This window comes from Klebsiella sp. JB_Kp031 (assembly GCF_040064295.1).
In the GTDB taxonomy this organism is placed as follows: Bacteria; Pseudomonadota; Gammaproteobacteria; order Enterobacterales; family Enterobacteriaceae; genus Klebsiella; species Klebsiella quasipneumoniae.
Map to the genome: position 1 here is coordinate 106,379 of NZ_JBEAJW010000026.1, position 26,035 is coordinate 132,413.

A 26,035-nucleotide genomic window follows, 5' to 3' on the forward strand; every position below is an offset into this window, starting at 1 on the left:
TTTGCCTGTTTTGCCGGGCGGCACTGCGTTTGCCCGGCCTACGGGTTTTACAGGCCCGGATCGCTACGCGCCACCGGGCACCAGGATGTTACTCCCAGAAATCGCGGGCTGGATCGAGCACCGGGCGAATGATGCCCGCACGCACCGTAAAGTCGCCGAAGCCTTCACCCGCTTCGCGCTCTTTCGCCCAGCGCCCTACCAGTTGGTCTAGCGAGTCGAGAATTTCCGACTCGGTAATGTTCTCCCGGTACATCCGCGGGATGCGGGTGCCGCTGCGGTTACCGCCGATGTGCAGGTTATAGCGACCTGGCGCTTTCCCCACCAGCCCCACTTCCGCCAGCATCGCGCGACCGCAGCCGTTCGGGCAGCCGGTGACGCGGGTGACGATATGCTCATCGCTCACGCCGTGCTTGCTCATCACCCCTTCCACCTTGTCGATAAACGACGGCAGGAAACGCTCGGCTTCCGCCATCGCCAGCGGGCAGGTCGGGAAGGAGACGCAGGCCATCGAGTTTTCGCGCTGCGGGGTGACGGCATTCATCAGGCCATGATCCCGCGCCAGCTTCTCGATCCGCGCCTTCTGATCTTCCGGTACGCTGGCGACGATCAGGTTCTGGTTGGCGGTGATGCGGAATTCACCTTGATGGATCTTAGCAATCTCCAGCAGACCGGTTTTCAGCGGGCGCCCCGGATAATCCAGAATGCGGCCGTTTTCAATAAACAGCGTCAGGTGCCATTTATCATCAATCCCCTTCACCCAGCCGATGCGGTCGCCGCGGCCGGTGAATTCGTACGGGCGGATCGGCTCAAACTTAATACCTGCCCGGCGCTCCACTTCCGCCTTGAAGGTTTCGACGCCAACGCGCTCAAGGGTGTACTTGGTTTTCGCATTCTTACGGTCGGTACGGTTACCCCAGTCGCGCTGGGTGGTCACGACCGCTTCCGCCACCGCCAGAGTATGCTCCAGCGGCAGATAACCGAATTCGCTCGCCGTGCGGGCGTAGGTTTTTTTGTTACCGTGTTCGATAGACAGACCGCCGCCCACCAACAGGTTAAAGCCCACCAGCTTGCCGTTTTCGGCGATCGCTACGAAGTTCATGTCGTTGGCGTGCAGATCGATATCGTTCTGCGGCGGGATCACCACCGTGGTTTTAAACTTACGCGGCAGATAGGTCTGACCGAGGATCGGCTCTTCGTCAGTGGTGGCGACCTTTTTCTGATCCAGCCAGATTTCGGCATAGGCGCGGGTGCGCGGCAGCAGATGCTCGGAGATCTTTTTCGCCCACTCGTAGGCCTCGGCGTGCAGCTGCGACTCGTACGGGTTGGAGGTGCACAGCACGTTACGGTTCATATCGTTGGCGGTGGCCAGCGCGTCCAGCCCCACCGAGTGCAGCATCTGATGCACCGGCTTGACGTTCTTTTTCAAAATGCCGTGGAACTGGAAAGTCTGCCGGTTGGTCAGGCGAATACTGCCGTAAATGGTGTTCTCGGCGGCAAACTTATCGATCGCCTTCCACTGGGTGGTGGTGATCACCCCGCCCGGCAGACGGCAGCGCAGGAGCATTGCATGGCGCGGCTCCAGCTTCTGAGCGGCGCGTTCCGCGCGGATATCGCGATCGTCCTGCTGGTACATACCGTGGAAACGGATCAGCAGGAAGTTATCGCCTTTAAAACCGCCGGTCAGACCGTCGTTTAAATCTTCCGCAATGGTGCCGCGCAGGTAGTTGCTCTCGAGCTTCATACGCTCGGCATCGGTCAGTTTACCTTCGACCACTAAAGGCCCCGGATGTTTTTCGCTCATTAGTAGACATCTCGCTGATAACGGCGCTCAACGCGCAGCTCACTTAAAAATTCGTCCGCCGCTTCGGCGTCCATCGCGCCGTATTCGGCAATCACTTCCAGTAAAGTCTGTTCCACGTCTTTCGCCATACGATTGGCGTCGCCGCAGACATAAATGTGGGCGCCATCATTGATCCAGCGCCACAGCTCGGCCCCCTGCTCACGCAGTTTGTCCTGCACATAGATTTTTTGTTGTTGATCGCGGGACCAGGCCAGATCGATACGGGTCAGCAGCCCCTCTTTTACATAGCTCTGCCACTCCACCTGATAGAGGAAATCTTCAGTGAAGTGCGGGTTGCCGAAGAACAGCCAGTTCTTACCTGGCGCCCCGTCCGCTGCGCGCTGCTGCATGAAGGCGCGGAACGGCGCAATACCGGTGCCCGGGCCAATCATGATCACCGGCGTCTCCGGGTTAGCCGGCAGACGGAAGTTGTCATTGTGCTCGATGAAGACGCGGACTTCGCCATCCTCTTCCACGCGGTCGGCGAGGAAGCTGGAGGCGCCGCCAGCCCGGGCGCGGCCTTCAATGTCATAGCGCACCACGCCCACGGTGACATGCACTTCGCTCTCCACTTCCGCCTGCGAGGAGGCAATGGAGTACAGACGCGGCGTCAGCGGGCGCAGCAGACCGATTAACGCCTCAGCGTCCAGCTGCGCGGGTGAGAAACGGACCATATCGACGATCGGCGTCGCGGCGGCATACTGCTGCAGCTGAGCTTTATCGCCCACCAGCGGCAGCAGCGATTCGCTGCGGGTCAGGGTGGCGTAGTTCTCAACGATAGCGGCGGTGTTGACCGTCAGCTCAAAATGCCACTGCAGGGCTTCCGCCAGCGGCATGGTTTTGCCCTCGACGGTTACCGGCTCGTCGCCTTTCAGCCACAGCAGCTCCACCAGCTCTTTCACCAGCTGAGGATCGTTTTGATACCAGACGCCCAGCGCGTCACCCGGCTGATAGCGCAGACCGGAATCACCGAGGTCAATTTCGATATGGCGTACATCTTTTTCTGAATCGCGGCCGGTGATTTTCTGGTTGACCGACAGGGTCGCCGTTAGCGGAGCCTCTTTGGTGTATGGGCTGGTATGAATGTCGTTCACTGCGCCGCTGGCGGCCAGCTGAGCGGGCGCGGCGACCGGCGCACGAGCCTTCAGCACCTCAACGACGCGCGCGCGCCATTCAGCGGCCGCAGCCTGATATTCAACGTCAGCGTCGACGCGATCGAGCAGGCGTTCCGCGCCAAGTTCGGCCAGCTTGCTGTCGAAATCTTTGCCGGACTGGCAGAAGAATTCATAAGAGGTATCGCCGAGGCCAAAGACGGCGAATGCGGTTCCGTCCAGCTTCGGCGCTTTTTTAGAGAACAGAAACTTATGCAATGCGACCGCTTCTTCCGGCGGCTCACCTTCCCCCTGGGTGGAGGTCACGACCACCAGCAGTTTTTCAGCAGCAATTTGTTTGAATTTATAATCACCTGCATTCACCAGCTTCACGTTCAGCTTCGCCGCCAGCAGATCGTCACGCAGCGCTTCGGCGACGCGGCGAGCGTTGCCGGTTTGCGAGGCGGAAATCAGCGTGATCGTCGGGACCTCGGCGGCCGGGGCGGGAGCGGCTGCCGCTGCGCCAGAGTGCTGATTCAGCACGCCCCAGAAATAGCCAGACACCCAGGCGAGCTGAGTGGGCGTGAAGTCAGTGGTGGCCGCCTGAAGGCGCGCCAGTTGCTCCGGGTTGAGCGGCAGCAAGTTGGAAGGTGGGGCCTGTGTCGTCATGCGTCGTTTGTTCCAGTAAGCAAAGCTGTTATTCGCACCCTGTCAGCGCGACAAAAACAGAAGAGAATAGAAGGTTAACGGCGGGCATAGTAACAATTAAAGAAGGGATGGAAATAATAAATAACCAAATGGACTAACCGGTTTTAGTTGTAGTTATTAACAACAAAATCGATTAAATAACCATCTGAAATATCGAAACTTTATGGACTTAACCCAGATAAATGTGTCGATTTTCTGTTCAAGGCCGTTTTAGTTAATGCGAAAAAATGTACTTTCCGGTACCCTACGGCGGTTTTTTTCGTCCTGTTGAGAGTCAATGATGTCCACCACGCTGTTTAAAGATTTCACCTTCGAAGCCGCCCACCACCTGCCGCACGTCCCGGAAGGACACAAATGCGGTCGCCTGCATGGCCACTCCTTTATGGTGCGTCTGGAGATAACCGGTGAAGTCGATCCCCATACCGGGTGGATCATGGATTTCGCCGAGCTGAAGGCCGCCTTCAAGCCGACCTACGATCGCCTGGACCACTATTATCTGAACGATATCCCCGGTCTGGAAAACCCTACCAGCGAAGTGCTGGCCAAATGGATCTGGGATGAGATGAAACCGCGAGTCCCGCTGCTGAGCGCGGTGATGGTGAAAGAGACCTGCACCGCCGGCTGCGTCTATCGCGGCGAGTAAGCGAAAAAAAAGCCCGGTCAGTATGCTACCGGGCTTTTTTATCAGGCGATATTCAGATATTTGTGCGTCTGCATGGACAGGCGCCAGTTGCGGGCGATGCAGGTGTCGATACACAGGCGCGTCGCGTCTTCTTTCTGACTGATCGGCTGCAGGGCGATGATCCGCGGTTTGTCATCGCTCAGCGTTTCCAGCAGTTCGTCCAGCGCTTCGATGTCGCGGACGCGCCCTACCGGATGCTTGATCTCATCCGCCCGCTGCAGGGCCTGAGACAGCACGTCATACCCGCCGCGCATGTTGACCTTCGGGGAAACCGTCACCCAGGTGTTGTGGCTGCAAAGCACTTCATGGGTGCCGCTGGTTTCAATCTGACAGCTAAAGCCGTTTTGTTCCAGAAGCGAGGTTAACGGCGTTAAGTCGTGAATGCAGGGCTCACCACCGGTAATGACCACGTGGCGGGCAGTCCACCCCTGACGACCGATAATCGCCAGCAGATCTTCACTGCTTGCCGGCCCCCACTTATCGCTCTCTTTGGTTTTCGCCAGGATGCTGAACAACGACACTTCCCGATCGGCCAGTTTGTCCCAGGTATGCTTGGTGTCACACCACGCGCATCCTACCGGGCATCCCTGCAGACGAATAAAAATGGCAGGCACGCCGGTGAAGTAACCCTCGCCTTGCAGGGTCTGGAACATCTCGTTAATCGGGTACTGCATAGTCATCTCTGTTTAGGGTGATAAACGCTTATTATCGCAGATTTCACTGTCCAGGTCTTGTCCTGCGCTGCGATCGTTTTTCCCTCACGGGGTCGCTTTCTCACCCCGGACGTTATTCATTGTTAATTAAAAGTATGCATCTGTTTTCGTTTATTTCATTAGTGTGGTAAGGATTTAAATAAACAGCGGAGCGTACTGCAGCGAAGAAAGATGTAACAGAAGATGTTTTTCGTGTTATATACCAGAACATAAAAAACGTCAGCGGAAAAATAAAAACATGTTTAAATACATGCATGTACAAATTGATACATGAAAGAGTGAATTATTTACCTGGTCTGAGAGTCGAATCCAATCCGCCGCCGAAAATAAGCTTAAGCCCCTCTTAATAAAGTCCTGCTGCCCGCCATTTTTTATTTAATCGTCGTTTACTTTGGCCCTCCTAGAATCCCGCAGACCAACCATAATGAGATAGCGTTTATGACCACATTATTCATTACCGGCGTCACCGGTTTTCTGGGCGGCGCGGCGTTAGAGAAAATACTCCATCAGGATAGCCAATTAGATCTGCTGCTACTGGTGCGTGCCAACAGCCCCGAAGCAGGCCTGGAACGGGTCAAGGAAAACATGCGTAAGTTCAACATCGCCGAGGAGAAACTGGCGATGCTGCGACCGCAGCAGATCCTGCTGGGCGATCTCGCCTCTCCGGAGCATTTTCTTAACGATCCGCGGCTTGAGCAAGTCACCCATGTTCTCAACTGCGCCGCTGTCGCCTCGTTTGGCAGCAACCCGCTCATCTGGAAGGTTAACGTTACGGGTACGCTGCGTCTGGCGCAACGGATGGCGCAGGTGGCGGGTCTGCAGCGTTTTCTCCACGTCGGCACCGCAATGTCCTGCTCACCGGAGCCGGATTCGCTGGTCGCCGAGAGCGCGGAGTTTCGGCAGCGCGCCGAGCATCTGGTGGAATATACCCACTCGAAATCGGCCATCGAGCAACTGATGCAGCAGCACTGCCCTACGCTACCGCTGGTCATTGCCCGCCCTTCTATTGTGGTGGGCCATACTCATCACGGCTGCCGGCCTTCCAGCAGTATTTTCTGGGTATTCAGCATGGGACTGATGCTGCAGAAATTTATGTGCGCGATGGAGGACCGAATCGATGTTATCCCGGTGGACTACTGCGCCGACGCCCTGCTGATGCTGCTTAACCAGCCGCTGGCCCACGGCGAGGTAGTGCATATCTCTGCCGGTGAGGAGAACAGCGTGAAGTTTGCCGACATCGACCGGGCGATGGCCCTGGCGCTGGAGCAGGCGCCGGTGGGAGATAAGTACGCCCAGGTGAGTTATGAAACGCTGGTCAAAATGCGTCGCGAACTGAAAGGAATTTTTGGGCCGTGCAATGAGCGACTGATGCTGAAAGCGATGCGCTTATATGGCGCGTTCGCCACGCTGAACGTGCGCTTTAGCAACGACAAGCTGCTGAGCATGGGGATGCCAAAACCGCCGCGCTTTACCGATTACATCGACCGCTGCGTGGAAACCACCCGCGGGCTGTCGATCCCTCAGCAAATGGCCGTCGACTTTAAATAATGGCCGCAGGTATAAAAAAAATGCCAGCCCGAAGGCTGGCATGGTTATTTCATCAGGACAGGATTAAGCCTGGCCTTTGATCTCTTTACGACCATTGAACGGCGCTTGCTCACCCAGCGCTTCTTCGATACGAATCAGCTGGTTGTATTTAGCAACGCGGTCAGAACGGCTCATAGAACCGGTTTTGATCTGGCCTGCAGCGGTACCCACAGCCAGGTCGGCGATGGTCGCGTCTTCAGTTTCGCCAGAACGGTGAGAGATGACAGCGGTGTAGCCAGCGTCTTTCGCCATCTTGATAGCAGCCAGAGTTTCGGTCAGAGAACCGATCTGGTTGAATTTGATCAGGATGGAGTTAGCGATGCCTTTTTCGATGCCTTCTTTCAGGATCTTGGTGTTGGTTACGAACAGGTCGTCACCAACCAGCTGGATTTTGTCGCCCAGTACTTTGGTCTGGTAAGCGAAACCTTCCCAGTCAGATTCGTCCAGGCCATCTTCGATGGAGACGATCGGGTACTGTTTGGTCAGCTCTTCCAGGAAGTGAGTGAACTCTTCAGAGGTGAACGCTTTGTTGCCTTCGCCGGCCAGAACGTATTTACCGTCTTTGTAGAATTCAGACGCTGCGCAGTCCATCGCCAGGGTGATGTCTTTGCCCAGCTCGTAGCCTGCTGCTTTAACCGCTTCAGCGATAACAGCCAGCGCTTCGGCGTTGGAACCCAGGTTCGGCGCGTAGCCGCCTTCGTCACCAACGGCAGTGTTCATGCCTTTGGACTTCAGCACTTTCGCCAGGTGATGGAACACTTCAGAACCCATGCGTACTGCTTCTTTCAGGGTCGGCGCGCCAACCGGCTGAATCATGAATTCCTGGATGTCGACGTTGTTGTCAGCGTGCTCACCGCCGTTGATGATGTTCATCATCGGAACCGGCATGGAGTATTTGCCCGGAGTGCCGTTCAGTTCAGCGATGTGCGCGTACAGCGGCAGGCCTTTGGAGGCAGCAGCTGCTTTGGCGTTCGCCAGAGAAACGGCCAGGATTGCGTTCGCACCGAAGTTAGATTTGTTTTCAGTACCGTCCAGGTCGATCATGATCTTGTCGATGCCAGCCTGATCTTTGGCATCTTTGCCCAGGATTGCCTGAGCGATCGGGCCGTTTACCGCAGCAACAGCTTTGGTTACGCCTTTACCCAGGAAACGGGATTTGTCGCCATCGCGCAGTTCCAGCGCTTCGCGGGAACCAGTAGAAGCACCTGACGGAGCAGCTGCCATACCGACGAAACCACCTTCCAGGTGTACTTCGGCTTCAACAGTCGGGTTACCACGGGAGTCGATGATTTCACGACCGATGACTTTAACGATTTTGGACATTAGGTTTTCCTCAGTACAAGTTAAACTAAAACTCCAGACAAACAATGCACCCGGATGGGTGCATTGCCGTTCTAACTCTTTTTACTTCGCCTGGCGTTTCTGGTACTCGCTGGCGGCTTTCACAAAGCCGGCAAACAGCGGGTGTCCATCACGCGGCGTCGAAGTAAACTCCGGGTGGAACTGGCAGGCCACAAACCACGGATGGTTCGGCACTTCGATGATCTCGACCAACTGATCATCCCCGGAACGGCCCGCAACGCGCAGACCGGCAGCTTCAATCGGTTTCAACAACATGTTGTTGACTTCGTAGCGGTGACGATGGCGCTCGGTGATGGTCGGCTCGCCGTACAGCTGGCGTACCAGAGAATCCTCATCCAGCTGGCACTGCTGCGCGCCCAGGCGCATGGTGCCGCCCAGATCGCTCTTCTCGGAGCGGACTTCAACGTTGCCATCTTCGTCACGCCATTCGGTAATCAGGGCCACAACCGGGTATTTACAGTCTGGCACAAATTCCGTCGAGTTGGCGTTTTCCATACCCGCTACATTGCGCGCGAATTCAATCAGCGCAACCTGCATACCCAGGCAAATGCCCAGATAAGGAATATTGTTCTCACGCGCATAGCGCGCGGTGGCGATCTTACCTTCCACACCGCGGTAGCCGAAGCCGCCCGGGATAAGGATAGCATCTAAATCCTTGAGGATTTCGACGCCGCGCGTTTCCACATCCTGCGAATCGATCAGCTTGATGTTGACGGTAACGCGGTTTTTCAGACCACCGTGTTTCAGCGCTTCAATCACCGACTTGTAGGCGTCCGGCAGTTCAATGTACTTACCGACCATGCCGATGGTGACTTCGCCTGCCGGATTGGCTTCTTCATAGATTACCTGTTCCCATTCGGCCAGGTTTGCTTCCGGACAAGTTAAGCTGAATCGTTTACAAATATAATCGTCCAGCCCCTGAGATTTCAACAGGCCTGGAATTTTATAAATGGAATCGACGTCTTTCAGAGAAATAACAGCCTTTTCCGGAACGTTACAGAACAAAGCAATTTTCGCCCGTTCGTTGGCCGGAACCGCGCGATCGGAGCGGCAAATCAGGATGTCAGGCTGAATACCGATGGAGAGCAGCTCTTTCACGGAGTGCTGAGTCGGTTTGGTTTTGACTTCACCGGCGGCGGCCATGTACGGCACTAAAGTCAGGTGCATAAACAGGGTATGCTCGCGGCCGATCTCTACCGCCATCTGACGAATAGCTTCGAGGAACGGCAGGGATTCGATATCGCCTACGGTACCGCCGATTTCCACCAGCACCACGTCATGGCCTTCGCCGCCAGCCAGTACGCGCTCTTTAATGGCGTTGGTGATGTGCGGAATAACCTGTACGGTTGCGCCCAGATAGTCGCCACGGCGCTCTTTACGCAGCACGTCGGAGTAGATTCGACCGGTGGTGAAGTTGTTACGACGAGTCATCTTGGTGCGGATGAAACGCTCGTAGTGGCCCAGGTCCAGATCGGTTTCTGCGCCGTCTTCAGTAACGAACACTTCCCCATGCTGGATTGGGCTCATGGTGCCCGGATCGACGTTGATATACGGATCCAGTTTCATGATGGTCACGTTGAGACCACGGGCTTCAAGAATGGCTGCCAGGGAGGCTGCGGCAATGCCTTTACCCAGAGAGGATACGACCCCGCCGGTCACAAAAATATAGTTCGTTGTCATGCTGAACCTGAGAAGTTAGGGTAAAACGATGGAATAACCAGGACGGGAAAGTAGTATACCCGAACATGCGTGACGCCACAAACTTTCATTCTTCCCCTCCCCTTCGTTCTTCAAGTTGCACCTGTGTTGCGACCCGAACAACTCGAAGAGGCAGGCTACATGGTGTTTCAACGACATAACGGAAAGAGAAAATAGACGCTTTTGGCGAAATGTTTTTGACGTAAATCAAGCGCTTGTTATTTATAAAATCACACAAATCGCGCTTGATCACGAAAACTCGTTAGAGATCAGTTTCCTGGCGTTTTACCTGTTGCCATACTTCTTCCATGGTATCGAGGTCGACGCCGGTCATTTCCAGGCCGCGGGCGGCGACAATGCGCTCGACTTCGCGAAAGCGCCGCTCGAATTTGCGGTTCGCTTTTTGCAGCGCCACCTCGGCTTTGACCCCTAAATGGCGGGATAAATTCACCGTGGCGAACAGCAGATCGCCCACTTCCTCTTCCAGTTTCGCTTCATCCACCACCGCCTGCTGCGCTTCATGCATCACTTCATCAATTTCTTCATGCACTTTGTCGAGCACCGGGCCCAGCGAGGTCCAGTCAAAACCGACCGCCGAGCAGCGACGCTGGATTTTATGCGCGCGCATCAGCGCCGGCAGGCTATGCGGAATGTCGTCCAGCGCCGAGTGCTGGGCTTTTTCCGCCCGCTCCGCGCTTTTGATCTGCTCCCAGCGGGCCAGGACTTCGCTGCTGTTTCCCGCGGTGGCATCAGCGAAAATATGGGGATGGCGGCGCTCCAGCTTGTCGCTGATGGCGGCGCAGATATCGTCAAAGTTAAAACGTCCCTCTTCCTGCGCCATCTGCGCATAGAACACCACCTGGAACAGCAGATCGCCCAGCTCACCGCGCAGGTCGTCAAAATCCTCTCGCGAAATAGCGTCCAGCACTTCATAGGTTTCTTCGAGGGTATAGGGGGCGATGGTGGCAAAGGTCTGCTCTTTATCCCACGGGCAGCCGTTTTCCGGGTCGCGCAGGCGGCGCATGATGCCGAGCAAGCGGTCAATCTGAGTCATGTGACAATCCTGGAAATTCAAAAAAAAGTCGGCCGGATAAGGCGTTTCGACCTTATCCGACGTTGCGAAATTGCCGGATGGCGGCTTCGCCTTATCCGGCCTGGAGACGAATTAACCGCCGTGCAGACGACGCGCGTCGATCACATCGGGCACCTGGTTCAGCTTACCGAGCACCCGGCCCAGCACCTGCAGGTTGTAAATCTCGATGGTCATATCGATGGTGGCCAGCTGCTGACGGGTATCGCTGCGGCTGGCAACGCCCAGCACGTTCACCTTCTCATTGGCGAGGATGGTGGTGATATCGCGCAGTAACCCGCTGCGATCGTTCGCCTCCACCCTGACCACCAGCGAATATCCCGCCGAGTAGCTTTCGCCCCATACCGCATCGACGATGCGCTCCGGGGCATGCGACTGCAGTTCAGCGAGCTGATCGCAGTCGGCGCGATGCACGGAAATCCCGCGCCCTTGAGTGATAAAGCCGACGATCTCATCGCCCGGGATCGGCTGGCAGCAGCGGGCAATATGGTGCATCAGATTGCCAACCCCTTCCACCACCACCCGGCCATTATCCTTGGTGCGGTTCTGCGGAGCATAGGTTTTCTGCTGCAGCTGCTTCAGCGCTGCCGCATCCTGCTCGGCGGCGCTCGGTTTATTGAACTGCGCCTGCAGGAAGTTGACCATCTGGTTGAGACGGATATCGCCGCCGCCGATGGCCGCCAGCAGTTCATCGAGCTCGTTGAAATTGTAGCGCGGCAGCAGGTGCTTTTCCGCATCCTTCAGGCTGATGCCCAGATGCTCCAGCTCATCGTCAAGGATCTGCCGGCCGGCAAGAATGTTTTTGTCGCGATCCTGCTTACGGAACCAGGCGTGAATTTTGGAGCGTCCGCGGCTGGTGGTAACGTAGCCGAGGTTAGGGTTGAGCCAGTCGCGGCTCGGGTTCGGCTGCTTCTGGGTAATAATTTCGATCTGATCGCCCATCTGCAGCTGATAGGTAAACGGCACGATGCGGCCGCCGATTTTAGCGCCGATGCAGCGATGACCGACGTCGCTGTGGATATGGTAGGCAAAATCGAGCGGCGTCGACCCCGCCGGCAGGTCCACCACGTCGCCTTTCGGCGTAAAGACATACACCCGGTCGTCAAAGACCTGGCTGCGCACTTCGTCGAGCATTTCGCCGGAGTCGGCCATCTCTTCCTGCCAGGCAATCAGCTTGCGCAGCCAGGCGATACGGTCCTCATAGCCGCGACCGCCACTGGTACCCGCTCCCGCGCCCTCTTTGTACTTCCAGTGCGCGGCCACGCCCAGCTCGGCGTCTTCATGCATCTGCCGGGTGCGGATTTGAATCTCCACCGTCTTGCCGCTCGGCCCCAGCACCACGGTGTGGATAGACTGGTAGCCGTTGGGTTTCGGGTTGGCCACGTAATCATCGAACTCATCCGGCAGATGACGGTAGTGAGTATGAACGATCCCCAGCGCGGCATAACAATCCTGCAACCGCTCGGCCACGATGCGCACCGCGCGAACGTCAAACAGCTCGTCAAAGGCGAGGTGTTTTTTCTGCATTTTGCGCCAGATGCTGTAGATATGCTTCGGCCGACCATAGACCTCGGCCTTGACCCCTTCGGCTTTCATTTCTGCCCGCAGGTGGCCGACGAACTCGTCGATATAATGCTCGCGGTCGATACGGCGTTCGTGGAGCAGTTTGGCAATACGCTTGTACTCTGCCGGGTGCAGGTAGCGGAAGCAGTAATCTTCCAGCTCCCACTTCAGCTGGCCGATACCTAAGCGGTTCGCCAGGGGAGCATAGATATTGGTGCACTCTTTCGCCGCCAGCACGCGCTCATCTTCCGGCGCGTCCTTGACCTCGCGCAGATGCGCGATACGTTCGGCAAGCTTGATAACCACGCAGCGGAAATCGTCCACCATCGCCAGCAGCATGCGGCGAATGTTATCCACCTGCTCGGAAGATACTGAGTCGGTATGAGTAGCTTTCAGCTGACGGATGGCGGCCATGTCCCGTACCCCGTGAATCAGGGTCACGACCGATTTACCCACGCTCTCCTGCATAACCGCTTCGCTGACGACTTCGCTGTCGGCCAGCGGGAACAGCAGCGCCGCGCGCAGGGTATCGATATCCATACTTAGGGTAGAGAGGATCTCCACCATTTCGACGCCCCGCCACAGCAGCAGGTCCGCCAGCGGGTGTCCTTGCGTTTTTTCGCGACAATAATCCCAGGTTTCGGCTAAGCGCTCACACGACTGCTGGCTGGAAATCCCCAGACTCGCGATCCATTTCTTCGGGTCAAATTCACCAGCTTTATTAAGATGTGCACTTCTTACCGCAACCATTGTCCTCTCCTTAAGGGACCGGCCTGCCGAAGTCGGCAAGCCTCAACTTTCTACATGTCATCCTGCAGGTCGCGTCAGCATTGATGGCCGGGGCGGCTCTTCTGCGACGTTGTGAATGACCTTATGTAAGCCTGCGCTCAAACAACACCATTGATTCCAGATGACCGGTATGCGGGAACATATCCAGCATCGCCAGGCGTTGAATCTGATATCCAGCCTGCAACAGGGTTTCGCTGTCTCGCGCCAGCGTCGCCGGGTTGCAGGAAACATACACCACCCGCCGCGGCGCCAGTTTTATAATATGCGGCATCACGCCCGGCGCGCCGGCACGGGCCGGGTCCAGCAGCACTTTATCAAAGCCGTGCTTCGCCCAGGCCTGGCGGGTGACATCCTCTTCCAGATTTTCATGGAAGAAGGTGACATTGGATAAACCATTGAGGGCGGCATTTTCCCACCCCTTCTCCACCAGCGCCGGCACCCCTTCCACCCCGACCACGTGGGCGGCGCGAGTCGCCAGCGGCAGGGTAAAATTGCCCATCCCGCAGAACAGATCCAGCACCCGGTCTTCGGGCTGCAGATCCAGCCACGCCAGCGCGGTACGCACCATCTGCTGATTCACGCCGTCGTTGACCTGGATAAAATCCCGCGGACTGAACACTAAGCGTAGTCCGTCTGAGGTATACCATGGCGCTTCGCCGTGAATATGTTCCAGTATCTTGCTTTGCGGCGCGAGGCACAGGGAAAGACCGTGAGTTTGCGAAAAACGTTCCAGTTTTTCCCTGTCAGCGGCCGGCAGCGCAGCGGTATGGCGCAGCACCATTAGTGGGCCGTTGTCCGCCAGCACCAGCTCGACATGGCCAAGGCAGCGTAATGCGCTCAGCGCGCTTAAGCACTCGCGCACGGCGGGCAGCAGCGCCTCAAGTTGGGGCACCAAAACAGGGCACTGCACCACATCGACGATCGCTTTGTCGCTGGCCTGACGAAAACCCATCTGCAATTGTTGGGTCTTTGGCTGATAATTCAAGCTTAAGCGCGCGCGACGGCGATACCCCCACGGCTCGCCGGCGATGATCTCATCCACCTCGCGCTTCATCAGGCGCGCCAGCGCGGCGCGTTTACTTTGCTGCTGAAGCGTGATGCTGGCATGCTGCTGTTGGCAACCGCCGCAAACGCCAAAATGGGGACAGCGAGGCGCCTGGCGCTGCGGGCTGTCGGTCAGACGGCGTTTTACCTGGGCGCGGGCGTACTGCTTTTTGTCTTCCACCAGCACCACCTCAGCCTGCTCCTGCGGCAGCACGCCGCCGACGAACAGCGCTTTCCCCTGGTGGCGGGCCACGCCCTGGCCAAAGGGATCGAGGTCGTTGACTGTAACGGTTATGATCTGGCGCGTCGTCACACGCCGTTTTGCAGAGTAGAATTGCGCCATCGTAGAGAGTTGTCTCAATCAAATAAAACGAGCTCGTTCAGAGCGGCAGCGCCGCGAAGCGCACCGACGCGCACCGAACGATGATGTCTATATTCTCCCATAATGGAACCGCATGACCAACTACAGCCTGCGTGCTCGCATGATGATTCTGATTCTGGCGCCAACCGTCCTGATAGGGCTGTTGCTCAGTGTTTTCTTTGTCGCTCACCGTTATAACGACCTGCAACGTCAGCTGGAGGACGCCGGCACCAGCATTATTGAGCCGCTGGCAGTCTCCAGCGAATATGGCATGAATCTGCAAAACCGCGAATCCATCGGCCAGTTGATCAGCGTTCTGCATCGTCGCCACTCGGAGATCGTGCGGGCCATCTCGGTGTACGATTCGCATAACCGCCTGTTTGTCACCTCCAATTACCAGCTCAACCCCAGCGACCTGCAGATCCCAAAAGGCGAGGCGTTTCCCCGTCGTCTCAGCGTCATCCGCGACGGCGACATGATGATCCTGCGCACGCCGATCGTCTCGGAAAGTTATTCGCCGGATGAATCCCCCGAATCCGATGCCAAAATGCCGGGCAATATGCTGGGCTACGTCGCGCTGGAGCTGGATCTGAAATCGGTCCGCCTGCAGCAGTACAAAGAGATTTTCATCTCCAGCGTGATGATGCTGTTCTGCATCGGCATTGCGCTGATCTTCGGCTGGCGCCTGATGCGCGACGTCACCGGCCCTATCCGCAATATGGTCAATACCGTCGACCGCATCCGCCGTGGGCAGCTGGACAGTCGGGTCGAGGGCTTTATGCTCGGCGAGCTGGATATGCTGAAAAACGGCATCAACTCGATGGCCATGTCGCTGGCGGCGTACCATGAGGAGATGCAGCACAACGTCGACCAGGCCACCTCCGATCTGCGGGAAACCCTTGAGCAGATGGAGATTCAGAACGTCGAACTGGACCTGGCGAAAAAGCGCGCCCAGGAGGCGGCGCGCATTAAGTCTGAATTCCTGGCCAATATGTCCCACGAACTGCGCACCCCGCTCAATGGGGTGATCGGCTTTACCCGCCTGACGCTGAAAACCGATCTCAACGCCACGCAGCGCGACCACCTGACCACCATCGAACGCTCGGCCAATAATCTGCTGGCGATCATCAACGACGTGCTCGACTTTTCCAAGCTGGAAGCCGGGAAGCTGATCCTGGAGAGCATTCCGTTCCTGCTGCGCACCTCGCTTGATGAGGTGGTCACCCTGCTGGCGCATTCCGCGCATGATAAGGGGCTGGAGCTGACGCTGAACATTAAGAACAACGTGCCGGATAACGTCATCGGCGACCCGCTGCGTCTGCAGCAGATTGTGACCAACCTCGTGGGCAACGCCATCAAATTTACCGAGCACGGTAATATCGACGTGCTGGTGGAGCAGCGGGCCATCAGTAATTCGCGGGTGCAGATCGAAATTCAGATCCACGATACCGGCATCGGCATCCCCGAGCGCGATCAGTCCCGGCTGTTCCAGGCCTTCCGTCAGGCCGATGCCAGTATTTCACGCCGCCACGGCGGCACCGGGCTCGGGCTGGTGATCACCCAGCGTCTGGTCAAGGAGATGGGCGGCGATATCTCGTTTCACAGTCAGCCGAACCGCGGCTCCACCTTCTGGTTCCATATCAACCTCGATCTCAACCCGAACGCCATCCCGGATATGCTGAATACCGACGGGCTGGCGGGCAAGCGTCTGGCCTATGTGGAAGCCAACGCGACGGCGGCGCAGTGCACGCTGGAGATGCTGGCCGCCACGCCGCTGGAGGTGATCTACAGCCCCACCTTCTCCTCGCTGGCGGAAGCCCAGTACGACATTCTGCTGGTCGGTATCCCGGTCTCAATGCGCGATTTGTCACCGCACCGGGAAAAATTAGCCAAAGCCTGCGCGATGTCAGACAACGTACTGCTGGCTCTGCCGTGTCATGCCCAGGTTAGCGCCGAAGCCCTGAAACGCGATGGCGTCGCCGCCTGCCTGTTGAAACCGCTCACCACCACCCGTTTACTGCCAGCGCTGGTGGCCACCAATCATGCGACAGCCTCCGCGCCGTTGACGCAGGCCGACAGCCATAAGCTGCCGATGACCGTGATGGCCGTCGACGACAACCCGGCAAACCTGAAGCTCATTGGCGCCCTGCTGGATGACCTTGTGCAGCAGGTGATCCTCTGCGACAGCGGCCAGCAGGCGGTGGACAAGGCCAAGCAACTGCAGATGGATCTGATCCTGATGGATATTCAGATGCCGGATATGGACGGCATCCGCGCTTGTGAGCTTATCCATCATCTGCCGCATCACCAGCTAACGCCGGTTATCGCCGTCACCGCGCACGCCCTGGAGGGCCAGCGCGAGAAGCTCCTGAGCGCCGGCATGAACGACTATCTGGCGAAGCCGATCGAAGAAGAGAAACTGCACGCCCTGCTGCTGCGCTATCAGCCCGGAGTACACAGCATCGCCCCGGCGGCGATACCGCCCACAGAGCCGGTCATCGACCATAACCAGACGCTCGACTGGCAGCTGGCGCTGCGCCAGGCGGCGATGAAGCCAGATCTGGCGAGGGAGATGCTGCAGATGCTGATCGCTTTTATGCCGGAGGTACGTAACAAAGTGGAAGAGCAACTGGTTGGCGAGCAGCCGGAAGGGCTGGTGGATCTGATCCACAAACTGCATGGCAGCTGCAGCTACAGCGGCGTGCCGCGGCTGAAAAAGCTGTGCCACACCCTGGAGAGCCAGCTGCGCGCAGGCACCGTCGCCGAGGATCTGGAGCCGGAGCTGCTTGAGCTGTTAGATGAGATGGACAATGTGGCGCGCGAAGCGTGCCGGATGGGAGTGTAAACCCCGGATAGCGGCGCTATGCGCCTCATCCGGGCTACGCCCTACGGTCCGGTATTCGGTTGGTAGCCCCGGTAAGCGTAAGCGCCACCGGGGATGGTTCCCGGATCGCGGTGCTACGCACTGAGACATTCCCGGGAAGCCGCGCCAGCCGGGATCCCTCAATTACAGCTTACCGCCCATCTGCAAAACCGCGGCGACGTTTCGCGCCGTCATCCGCAGATTGGCGGCGGCATTGGCCAGTGCTTCATCCAGAGTGCAGATGGTGTACAACACGCTGAATACCGCATCCAGCCCGTGCTGATGCACGACGCCGACATCGGCGGTCAGGCTGCCGGCAATCCCGATCACCGGTACGTTAAATCGCTTCGCCACCCGGGCCACCCCCACCGGCACCTTACCGTGGATAGTCTGACTGTCGATACGCCCTTCGCCGGTGATCACTAAATCAGCATCCGCCACCCGCTCCGCCAGCTGCAGCGCATCGGTGACAATCTCAATGCCCGGGCGCAGCTGAGCGCCGCAAAACGCATACAGCGCCGCGCCCATCCCGCCCGCCGCGCCGCCGCCTTCCAGGCTCAGCACGTCGCAATCTAAATCACGGGCGATGATCCGGGCATAGTGCCGCAGGCCGCCGTCAAGCCGGTCAATCATCTGCGCCGTCGCCCCTTTTTGCGGGCCGAATACCGCGCTGGCGCCCTGCGGGCCGGTCAACGGGTTGGTAACGTCGCAGGCCACTTCAATCCGACAATCTGCCAGCCGTGGATCCAGCTCGCTAAGATCGATGCGCGCCAGCGTCTCCAGCGCACCGCCCCCTGGCGCGATCTGCTGACCGTCGGCGGTCAGCAGTTTCGCCCCCAGCGCCTGCGCCATGCCGGCGCCGCCGTCATTGGTCGCGCTGCCGCCAATGCCAATAATGATCTGCCGCACACCAGCGTCCAGCGCATGGCGGATGAGCTCCCCGGTGCCCCAGGAGGTGGTCAGCAGCGGGTTACGCTGCGCCGGGGGAACGCTTTCCAGCCCGCTGGCCGCCGCCATTTCGATAAAGGCGCACTGGCGATCGCCGGACAGCCCATAAAATGCCTCTACCGGCTCCCCCAGCGGCCCGGTCACCGTCAGCGGAACCTGATGCCCGCCGGTCGCCGCCACCATGGCTTCCACCGTCCCTTCCCCGCCGTCGGCAACCGGCAGCCTGACATATTCCGCGTCAGGATAAATCTCGCGAAAGCCTTGCTCTATCGCACTGGCTACTTCCAGCGCGCTCAGGCTCTCCTTCCAGGAATCCGGTGCGATCACTATTTTCATCTGCAGTCCTTACTCTGAGCTAACCCTTGTGGCTATCGCGCAATGCCGGCCCCCGCAGAGGCCGGCGGCCTTTTAGCGCACCATGCATGGACGCTTGTTGTCAAAGGTCCAGCCCGGGATCAGGTACTGCATCGCCATCGCATCGTCGCGGGCGCCAAGGCCATGTTTCTTATATAGCTCATTTGCCTGCATTACGCGGTCCATATCCAGCTCAACCCCCAGACCCGGCGTGCTCGGCACCTGCACCATTCCGCCTTTAATTTCAAACGGTTGTTTGGTCAGACGCTGATTGCCCTCCTGCCAGATCCAGTGGGTATCGATAGCGGTGATCTTGCCCGGCGCCGCAGCCGCAACGTGGGTGAACATCGCCAGCGACACGTCGAAGTGGTTATTAGAGTGCGAACCCCAGGTCAGGCCAAACTCATGGCACATCTGCGCCACGCGAACCGATCCCTGCATGGTCCAGAAGTGCGGGTCCGCCAGCGGTATATCCACCGACTGCAGGGAGAGCGTATGGCCCATCTGCCGCCAGTCGGTGGCGATCATATTGGTGGCGGTCGGCAGGCCCGTCGCGCGACGGAACTCCGCCATCACTTCGCGGCCGGAGAAGCCCTGCTCAGCGCCGCACGGATCCTCCGCATAGGCCAGTACTCCCTTCAGCTGCTTGCCAATCTGAATGGCTTCTTCAAGCAGCCAGGCGCCGTTCGGATCGAGGGTCACGCGGGCATTCGGGAAGCGCTTCGCCAGGGCGCCGATCGCTTCGGCTTCTTCAAAACCGGCCAGCACGCCGCCCTTCAGCTTAAAGTCGTTGAAGCCATATTTTTCATACGCCGCTTCCGCGAGGCGGACCACCGCATCCGGCGTCATCGCCTCTTCATGGCGCAGGCGATACCACTCGCATTGTTCATCCGGCTGGCTCTGATAGGCCAGCGGCGTGGCGTGGCGGTTACCGATAAAGAACAGGTAGCCCAGCATTTCAACTTCGCTGCGCTGTTGTCCATCGCCGAGCAGCGAGGCGACGTTGACCCCAAGGTGCTGGCCCAGCAGGTCCAGCAGCGCCGCTTCGATTCCGGTCACCACGTGAATGGTTGTGCGCAGGTCAAAGGTCTGCAGGCCGCGGCCGCCGGCGTCGCGGTCGGCGAACTGATTGCGCACCGCGCCGAGCACGTTTTTATACTCGCCCAGCGTTTTGCCCACCACCAGCGGAATGGCATCCTCCAGAGTCTGGCGAATTTTTTCGCCCCCCGGAATTTCACCGACGCCGGTATGGCCGGCGTTATCTTTGATAATCACGATATTGCGGGTGAAGTACGGAGCGTGGGCCCCGCTCAGATTCATCAGCATACTGTCATGGCCGGCAACCGGGATCACCTGCATGGTGGTGACAACGGGCGTGGAAGAGAAAGTCGTCATAGCATCATCCTTTTGTAATTAGTGGCGGCCGAAAACGGGACGTTTGCGGTCGAATGTCCAGCCGGGGATCAGGTACTGCATCGGGCCCGCGTCGTTGCGCGCGCCGCCCGGCAGCGCTTTATAGGCCTCATGGGCTTTGCGCACCTGCTCCCAGTCAAGTTCCACGCCGAGTCCCGGCGCATCTGGCACGGCAATCTTGCCGTTAATAATCTGCAACGGATTTTTGGTCAGGCGCGCCTCGCCTTCCTGCCAGATCCAGTGGGTGTCGATGGCGGTGGGCTGACCCGGCGCCGCGGCGCCGACGTGGGTAAACATCGCAAGGGAAATATCAAAATGGTTGTTGGAATGGCAGCCCCAGGTCAGCCCCCATTCGTCGCACAGCTGCGCCACTCGTACCGCGCCGGAGAGCGTCCAGAAGTGCGGGTCCGCCAGCGGAATATCGACGGCGTTGAGCATCACCGCATGACCCATCTCGCGCCAGTTAGTGGCGATCATATTGGTGGCGACCGGTAGCCCGGTGGCGCGGCGGAACTCGGCCATCACCTCCCGGCCGGAAAAACCCTGCTCGGCGCCGCACGGATCTTCGGCGTAGGTCAGAACATCCTGCAGCCCTTTGCACAGGGCGATCGCCTCATCCAGCAGCCAGGCGCCGTTAGGATCGACGGTGATGCGCGCATCCGGAAAGCGCTTTTTCAGCGCCCGGGCGGTGTCAATTTCCTGCTCGCCGGGCAGCACGCCGCCCTTCAGCTTAAAGTCTTTGAAACCGTAGCGATCCTGAGCGGCTTCCGCCAGGCGCACCACCGCTTCGCTGCTCAACGCCTGCTGGTGGCGCAGGCGATACCATTCGTGATCGCCCGGCGTATGGTCCAGATAACCAAGGTCGGTTTTCTGCCGATCGCCGATATAGAACAGGTAGCCCAGCACGGTGACGGCATCACGCTGCTTGCCCGGCCCCAGCAGCTCGCAGACCGGCACATTGAGCACTTTGCCGAGCAGATCGAGCAGCGCGGCCTCCAGCGCCGCTACCGCGTTGACTTTCAGTTCAAAGGTCCACGCCCCTTTGCCAAAGGTGTCGAAATCCGCCGCCTGATTGCCTTTGTGTACCTGCTGCACCACGCGATTCAGCCTGGCGACCTCCTGACCTACCACCTGCGGGATCGCCGCCAGCAGCGTCTGGTAGATAACCTCACCGCCAGGGGCTTCGCCCACGCCGGTGTTGCCGGCGTTATCGGTCAACACCACGATATTGCGGGTAAACCAGGCGTTATGCGCCCCACCGATGTTCAGCAGCATGCTGTCGTGTCCGGCCACCGGAATGACCTTCATCTCTGTAATAATCGGGCTGGATTGGGTAGTCATGATTAACGTCCCGCTACAGGTTTCAGTTCAATACGTTTGATGTCGCCCACCAGCACCAGGTAGCTCAGCACTGCCACCAGGGCATGGATGCCGACGTAAACCAGCGCCCCGTTGAACGAGCCGGTGGTGCCGACGATATAGCCGATAGCGATCGGGGTGACGATACCGGAGATATTGCCGAACATGTTGAACAGGCCGCCGGAAAGACCGCTAATCTCTTTCGGCGCGGTATCCGCCATCACCGCCCAGCCAAGCGCGCCGATCCCTTTGCCGAAGAAGGCCATCGCCATAAAGCCAATCACCATCCACTCCACGTTGACATAGTTACACATCAGCATGGTCATGGAGAGCAGCATCCCCAGTACTATCGGCGTTTTGCGGGCAATGTTCAGCGAGCCGGTGCGGCGCATTAACCAGTCAGAGATCACCCCGCCCAGCACCCCGCCGACGAACCCGCACACCGCCGGAACGGAGGCGACAAACCCCGCTTTGAGGATCGACATGCCGCGCGCCTGCACCAGGTAAACCGGGAACCAGGTAATAAAGAAATAGGTCAGGGCGTTAATGCAGTACTGACCGATATAGATGCCGATCATCATCCGCGATCCGATCAGCTGCTTGATTTGGCCCATTTTGACGCTGAACGGCACCTTCTGCGCGCTGCTCTTTTGATCCATGTTGATCAGGGCGCCGCCTTCGGCGATATATTCCAGTTCCTTCTTGTTTACTCCCGGATGGTTGTTCGGATCGTGGATCACTTTCAGCCAGACAAAGCTAATCACAATCCCCAGGCCGCCCATAAAGAAGAAGACGTGCGACCAGCCCACCTCATGCGTCAGCCAGCCCATGATCGGCGCGAAGATAACGGTGGCAAAGTACTGAGCGGAGTTGAAGATCGCCACCGCCGTGCCGCGCTCCTGCGCCGGGAACCAGGCGGCCACGATACGGCTGTTACCAGGGAACGACGGCGATTCGGCCAGGCCAACGAGGAAACGCAGGGTAAACAGCGCGACGATAATGCCAAAGCCGCTGAAGATGTCGACGAAGCCCTGCAGCAGGGTAAACATCGACCAGATGAAGATCGACCAGAAATAGACGCGCTTCGAACCGAAACGGTCGAGCAGCCAGCCGCCCGGGATCTGGCCGATGACATAAGCCCATGAGAACGCGGAGAAGACATACCCCATCCCCACCGGATCCAGGCCGATATCTTTGGCCATTTCCGAACCGGCGATCGACAGCGTCGCCCGGTCGCCATAGTTAAAAGAGGTGACGATAAACAGCATCACCACTATCCAGTAGCGGGCATTGGTGCGCTTTTCAGCCGCCGTCGCCGCCTGACTTAATGAACTCATTGTTGTACTCCTGAATCATAGCGTTTAGCTACGTTCATTCTGAACAGCACAACCTGTAGGGTAATCAGAATGACGTGGTCGTGTTTTGATAGTTGTCGTTATATCTGGCACTGCATTTGTCACTGGCTGGAGCAGTATATGAAGAGGCACACCGCGGCTCACCGTGCATCTACACAGCTTTTACGCCGCTATTGCAGGTGGTTTATGGCGTATGCCTGAAAGAATGGGGGGAAGTTCACGGAAATGAAAAACCAGCGCCGCGGGTGGTCAAAAGGGCAGCAAAAAGAGCCGGAGTGTGAAATACCTCTCTTGACGCGGTGAAACTGGCTAGCTTAACCCATGATATTGCTAAGGATATTGTGCATTTGCCTGAAGGCGTGCGGCCCGGGAAGAGCTACACTTTTGCTGTCCGCGTATCTGGCCGCGACAGCTTGAAAGGGCGCCCTCTGCGTAGGGAGAGGGCAGCGCTTTTATTCTAGCAGGGTAGCCCACTGCTCAACCCATGGATTAGAGACGCTCTCCGGCTCCGGATCTTCGCTGGCGTCAATCTTCAGCATCTCGCCGATGCGCTTCGCGCCCTGCTCCTGCAGTAGCTGATCGAACTTCAGGCCGCCGCCGCAAAAGTTGGCGTAGGTGCTGTCGCCCAGCGCGATAATGCCGTAGCGCAGGTGAGGTTGATACATATCTTTGATGCCCTCATACAGCGGGACGATGCTGTCCGGCAGATCGCCCTGCCCGGTGGTGGAGGTGACCACCAGCACATACTTCCCCGTATAGGATTCCCAGTCGTTGACCTGCGGATCCTCATACACGGTAGCCTTGTGTCCCAGTCCGCTGAGGATCGCTTCTGCTTCTTCCGCAACCAGCAGCGAGTTGCCGTACATGGTGCCGACAAAAATTCCGACTTCCGCCATGCTATTATCTCCCAGGATTGTCCTTATTCTCTTCATCCTGACCGCAGTCGTCGGCAAACTCAACCCTTTCATTTAGCGGGAGAAGCCCGCGCCAGCCAAACTGCGACAGCGCACGCATCCAGACGTCGTCAAAACCGGCACGCAGGGTCAGCGGCTCACCGGTAAAGGGATGAGTTAACGACAGTTCGCTGGCGTGCAGCATCAGGCGGTGGCAGCCGAAATGCTCCGCGGCGCTGCGGTTTTGCCGCAGATCGCCGTGCTTGCTGTCGCCGAGGATCGGATGACGCAGGTGGGCCAGATGGCGGCGCAGCTGGTGCTTGCGGCCGGTTTTCGGCTCCAGTTCCACCAGCCCGTAGCGCGTGGTGGGATACCGCCCGGTAGCGACCGGCATCTCTACCGTCGCCAGACCACGATAATGGGTCACCGCCGGCTGCGGGCCTTTATCTTCGCGGGCGAACTTATCGGCGATTTTATCCAGCTCTTCCACCAGCGGATAATCGAGCAGCGCCTCTTCCATCAGCCAGCCGCGGACGATCGCATGGTAGCGCTTCTGGATCTGATGCTGCTCGAACTGCTGCGCCAGCAGCCGACCCGCCTCGCTTGACAGTCCCATGAGCAGGACGCCGGAGGTGGGCCGGTCGAGGCGATGGGCGGTAAAAACGTGCTGACCGATCTGGTCGCGCACGGTCTGCATCACCACCACTTTCTCATCGCGATCGAGCCAGCTGCGGTGCACCAGCCAGCCCGACGGTTTGTTGACCGCCACCAGCCAGTCGTCCTGGTAGATTATCTCCAGCATCAGGCCTGCTCACCGGCAAACAGCGCGTCCAGCAGCAGCAGCTCCGCCAGCATGGATTCGCGAACCGGGTGGGCTTGATCCAGCGCCATTTCGTAATACGGCGCAACGGCGAAATTTTGCGGCAGCGGCTGGCCGCTCTCCAGCAGCTGATGCATACGCGGGATCAGGACCCACTGCAGCCACTCCAGCGGCTCCAGGGTATCCAGGCAAAACGGCTTATCGCTGGCGAAGGCGCTGCTGTCCGGCGCCGTCTCCTGCCAGTGCTCTGTTTCGCGCAGCAGGGCTTCAATGGCGCGCAGGCGATCGCGCACGCTATCGTGAAGAGTCATGGGGGAAACCTCGATGAGTTAAAAACCGGGCGCAGGATAGCAAATCCGCAGGAGAAATAAAAAAAGGGAGCACTGTATAAACAGTGCTCCCGGTTCGTTTTGCAGCATTCCCGCTACATTGGTGCTCCCTGCTCGTCCTTGAAAACTTTTCCTGAGGTCTCCTGACCATGTTCATCCATAAACTCGTGCATCCTGCTTTCACACCACCCCGATGTGAAATGACTTATCCTTAAGTTTGTCCCGATCTTCCTGATCCACCGTTCATCCTGAGCGGCTCTCATTCTCCATCCTGGAGGTGTCCATTACGCGATCCTGCGTTATCCTTGCTTCATCCTGAAGCCTGTCCTTGCAACGCCATCCTGGCGGGTCCTGCAGAAGCGCCATCATCCTGATGTTCGCTTCATTTCGCGACTTCCTGTCGACAGACATAGGATCACTGATTCTGCCTCTTCTTACAACCCTTCTTGAGACAATCTCTTAAGATTAGTCCCCACTCAAAAGGACGAAAAAATTAAGATCTAATTTAATACCAATAACTTAACAAAAAAAGATTGGATTAAATTTGCCTTAAATGATGATGATCTCTTACAGGTTTTGTAAGAGATCTCTCACAAATGACCAGGCAGACTGGATTACAGCACCGGCTCAAGCTGGTTGAGGAAACCCGCAAGCGAGGGGGAAAGGGTGAGGCGTTTGGCGGTGCCGAGGGTCTCTTTGACGACTTCACCGCTGAGATTACAGACGGAAATGACATCCAGTTCACTCTCGAGGGTAGCGATGAACAGCGTCGGCGCCAGCTTCAGCCGCTTCTGCACCACCAGGTGCCCGATGAGGTTTTCCTGCACCCGCTGGAAATCCTCTTCACTCCAGGTCTGCAGCAGCGTGAGCGTTTCGCCGGCGAACCGGCCGGTCATATCGCCGGCAAACTGAGTGGTATAATAAGAATGAAGCGGCTGTTGTACCACAATATCCAGGGCGCGTTCAACCGCACTGATATTTTGCGCCAGCGAAAACGGCTGCGGCTGCCAGAAAACGGCCTCGTCCTGGGTGTCGACGACGCAAGGTGACGGGACGCCGTAAAGCTCTTCACTGCGCGGCAGGCTGTGGCGCTGCTGCTGCCAGGCGGCGCAATAACGTTGGGTAAAAGCATGCAGCGCTTCTGCGGTCTGATGGTCCACCGGTTTCTCTCTT

The 26,035-nt window shown here is 58.1% G+C and carries 19 protein-coding genes; 3 read left to right on the top strand and 16 right to left on the bottom strand.

The genetic code is table 11. From position 1 onward, the window contains the following. Positions 1-88 precede the first annotated feature (88 nt). Positions 89-1,801 (bottom strand): assimilatory sulfite reductase (NADPH) hemoprotein subunit, encoded by a 1,713-nt coding sequence (gene cysI, locus ABLV64_RS11495; RefSeq protein ID WP_004205585.1) that lies wholly within the window; start codon positions 1,799-1,801, stop codon positions 89-91. Beyond that, complete coding sequence (cysJ, locus tag ABLV64_RS11500; RefSeq protein WP_032456527.1) at positions 1,801-3,600, bottom strand: NADPH-dependent assimilatory sulfite reductase flavoprotein subunit; 1,800 nt, start codon at positions 3,598-3,600, stop codon at positions 1,801-1,803. The genes cysI and cysJ overlap by 1 nt, the downstream gene beginning before the upstream one ends. Before the next feature lie 316 nt (positions 3,601-3,916). On the opposite strand from cysJ, the gene queD reads away from it, so the two are divergent. Continuing rightward, positions 3,917-4,282 (top strand): 6-carboxytetrahydropterin synthase QueD, encoded by a 366-nt coding sequence (gene queD, locus ABLV64_RS11505; protein ID WP_004174641.1) that lies wholly within the window; start codon positions 3,917-3,919, stop codon positions 4,280-4,282. A gap of 41 nt (positions 4,283-4,323) precedes the next feature. Here queD and queE read toward each other — a convergent pair whose 3' ends face one another. Then, complete coding sequence (gene queE, locus ABLV64_RS11510) at positions 4,324-4,995, bottom strand: 7-carboxy-7-deazaguanine synthase QueE (RefSeq protein WP_004205582.1); 672 nt, start codon at positions 4,993-4,995, stop codon at positions 4,324-4,326. 477 nt (positions 4,996-5,472) lie between these two features. On the opposite strand from queE, the gene ABLV64_RS11515 reads away from it, so the two are divergent. After that, positions 5,473-6,582: an SDR family oxidoreductase gene (locus ABLV64_RS11515; protein ID WP_004205581.1), complete on the top strand. Its 1,110-nt coding sequence runs from the start codon at positions 5,473-5,475 to the stop codon at positions 6,580-6,582. Between the two features lie 63 nt (positions 6,583-6,645). Here the strand turns inward: ABLV64_RS11515 and eno are convergent, their stop codons facing one another. The 5 genes from eno to rlmD form a co-directional block, all read right to left on the bottom strand. Next, positions 6,646-7,944: a phosphopyruvate hydratase gene (eno, locus tag ABLV64_RS11520; RefSeq protein WP_002915213.1), complete on the bottom strand. Its 1,299-nt coding sequence runs from the start codon at positions 7,942-7,944 to the stop codon at positions 6,646-6,648. 81 nt (positions 7,945-8,025) lie between these two features. Continuing rightward, on the bottom strand, positions 8,026-9,663 hold the full coding sequence (pyrG, locus tag ABLV64_RS11525; protein WP_004205579.1) for a glutamine hydrolyzing CTP synthase: 1,638 nt from the start codon (positions 9,661-9,663) through the stop codon (positions 8,026-8,028). A 280-nt stretch (positions 9,664-9,943) separates the two neighbouring features. Further along, positions 9,944-10,735 (bottom strand): nucleoside triphosphate pyrophosphohydrolase, encoded by a 792-nt coding sequence (gene mazG, locus ABLV64_RS11530; protein WP_004205577.1) that lies wholly within the window; start codon positions 10,733-10,735, stop codon positions 9,944-9,946. A gap of 111 nt (positions 10,736-10,846) precedes the next feature. Next, positions 10,847-13,084, bottom strand: coding sequence for a GTP diphosphokinase (relA, locus tag ABLV64_RS11535; protein ID WP_004205575.1), 2,238 nt, complete (start codon positions 13,082-13,084; stop codon positions 10,847-10,849). A gap of 121 nt (positions 13,085-13,205) precedes the next feature. Then, positions 13,206-14,510, bottom strand: coding sequence for a 23S rRNA (uracil(1939)-C(5))-methyltransferase RlmD (rlmD, locus tag ABLV64_RS11540; protein WP_348843265.1), 1,305 nt, complete (start codon positions 14,508-14,510; stop codon positions 13,206-13,208). Between the two features lie 112 nt (positions 14,511-14,622). On the opposite strand from rlmD, the gene barA reads away from it, so the two are divergent. Next, on the top strand, positions 14,623-17,373 hold the full coding sequence (gene barA / locus ABLV64_RS11545; RefSeq protein WP_348843266.1) for a two-component sensor histidine kinase BarA: 2,751 nt from the start codon (positions 14,623-14,625) through the stop codon (positions 17,371-17,373). Positions 17,374-17,535: 162 nt separating this feature from the next. On the opposite strand, the gene ABLV64_RS11550 is transcribed toward barA, so the two are convergent. The 8 genes from ABLV64_RS11550 to syd all read right to left on the bottom strand — a co-directional run bounded on the left by ABLV64_RS11550 (position 17,536) and on the right by syd (position 26,022). Continuing rightward, positions 17,536-18,675, bottom strand: coding sequence for a glycerate kinase (locus ABLV64_RS11550; RefSeq protein WP_004205570.1), 1,140 nt, complete (start codon positions 18,673-18,675; stop codon positions 17,536-17,538). A 72-nt stretch (positions 18,676-18,747) separates the two neighbouring features. Then, positions 18,748-20,088 carry a glucarate dehydratase gene (gene gudD, locus ABLV64_RS11555; RefSeq protein WP_032456528.1) on the bottom strand — a complete coding sequence of 447 codons (1,341 nt, stop codon included), beginning with the start codon at positions 20,086-20,088 and terminating at the stop codon, positions 18,748-18,750. 18 nt (positions 20,089-20,106) lie between these two features. Then, positions 20,107-21,447 carry an enolase C-terminal domain-like protein gene (locus tag ABLV64_RS11560; RefSeq protein ID WP_023319020.1) on the bottom strand — a complete coding sequence of 447 codons (1,341 nt, stop codon included), beginning with the start codon at positions 21,445-21,447 and terminating at the stop codon, positions 20,107-20,109. A 2-nt stretch (positions 21,448-21,449) separates the two neighbouring features. Next, complete coding sequence (locus ABLV64_RS11565) at positions 21,450-22,802, bottom strand: MFS transporter (protein ID WP_004205562.1); 1,353 nt, start codon at positions 22,800-22,802, stop codon at positions 21,450-21,452. Positions 22,803-23,272: 470 nt separating this feature from the next. Further along, on the bottom strand, positions 23,273-23,716 hold the full coding sequence (locus tag ABLV64_RS11570; RefSeq protein WP_004205560.1) for a flavodoxin: 444 nt from the start codon (positions 23,714-23,716) through the stop codon (positions 23,273-23,275). A 4-nt stretch (positions 23,717-23,720) separates the two neighbouring features. After that, positions 23,721-24,515 (bottom strand): tRNA pseudouridine(65) synthase TruC, encoded by a 795-nt coding sequence (truC, locus tag ABLV64_RS11575; protein ID WP_004205557.1) that lies wholly within the window; start codon positions 24,513-24,515, stop codon positions 23,721-23,723. After that, a complete protein-coding gene (locus tag ABLV64_RS11580; RefSeq protein WP_002915249.1) occupies positions 24,515-24,844 on the bottom strand; it encodes a YqcC family protein in 330 nt (109 codons plus the stop codon). Before ABLV64_RS11580 ends, truC begins: the two co-directional genes overlap by 1 nt. A 632-nt stretch (positions 24,845-25,476) precedes the next feature. Next, on the bottom strand, positions 25,477-26,022 hold the full coding sequence (gene syd / locus ABLV64_RS11585) for a SecY-interacting protein (RefSeq protein WP_004205553.1): 546 nt from the start codon (positions 26,020-26,022) through the stop codon (positions 25,477-25,479). Positions 26,023-26,035 lie beyond the last annotated feature (13 nt).

Coding starts and splice junctions, on each gene's coding strand:
- ABLV64_RS11580 (WP_002915249.1), bottom strand. CDS start 24,844: ATGACTCTTCACGATAGCGTGCGCGATCGCCTGCGCGCCATTGAAGCC.
- eno (WP_002915213.1), bottom strand. CDS start 7,944: ATGTCCAAAATCGTTAAAGTCATCGGTCGTGAAATCATCGACTCCCGT.
- ABLV64_RS11550 (WP_004205570.1), bottom strand. CDS start 18,675: ATGAAAATAGTGATCGCACCGGATTCCTGGAAGGAGAGCCTGAGCGCG.
- cysI (WP_004205585.1), bottom strand. CDS start 1,801: ATGAGCGAAAAACATCCGGGGCCTTTAGTGGTCGAAGGTAAACTGACC.
- ABLV64_RS11570 (WP_004205560.1), bottom strand. CDS start 23,716: ATGGCGGAAGTCGGAATTTTTGTCGGCACCATGTACGGCAACTCGCTG.
- cysJ (WP_032456527.1), bottom strand. CDS start 3,600: ATGACGACACAGGCCCCACCTTCCAACTTGCTGCCGCTCAACCCGGAG.
- mazG (WP_004205577.1), bottom strand. CDS start 10,735: ATGACTCAGATTGACCGCTTGCTCGGCATCATGCGCCGCCTGCGCGAC.
- rlmD (WP_348843265.1), bottom strand. CDS start 14,510: ATGGCGCAATTCTACTCTGCAAAACGGCGTGTGACGACGCGCCAGATC.
- gudD (WP_032456528.1), bottom strand. CDS start 20,088: ATGACGACTTTCTCTTCCACGCCCGTTGTCACCACCATGCAGGTGATC.
- ABLV64_RS11560 (WP_023319020.1), bottom strand. CDS start 21,447: ATGACTACCCAATCCAGCCCGATTATTACAGAGATGAAGGTCATTCCG.
- queD (WP_004174641.1), top strand. CDS start 3,917: ATGATGTCCACCACGCTGTTTAAAGATTTCACCTTCGAAGCCGCCCAC.
- truC (WP_004205557.1), bottom strand. CDS start 24,515: ATGCTGGAGATAATCTACCAGGACGACTGGCTGGTGGCGGTCAACAAA.
- queE (WP_004205582.1), bottom strand. CDS start 4,995: ATGCAGTACCCGATTAACGAGATGTTCCAGACCCTGCAAGGCGAGGGT.
- pyrG (WP_004205579.1), bottom strand. CDS start 9,663: ATGACAACGAACTATATTTTTGTGACCGGCGGGGTCGTATCCTCTCTG.
- ABLV64_RS11515 (WP_004205581.1), top strand. CDS start 5,473: ATGACCACATTATTCATTACCGGCGTCACCGGTTTTCTGGGCGGCGCG.
- barA (WP_348843266.1), top strand. CDS start 14,623: ATGACCAACTACAGCCTGCGTGCTCGCATGATGATTCTGATTCTGGCG.
- ABLV64_RS11565 (WP_004205562.1), bottom strand. CDS start 22,802: ATGAGTTCATTAAGTCAGGCGGCGACGGCGGCTGAAAAGCGCACCAAT.
- relA (WP_004205575.1), bottom strand. CDS start 13,084: ATGGTTGCGGTAAGAAGTGCACATCTTAATAAAGCTGGTGAATTTGAC.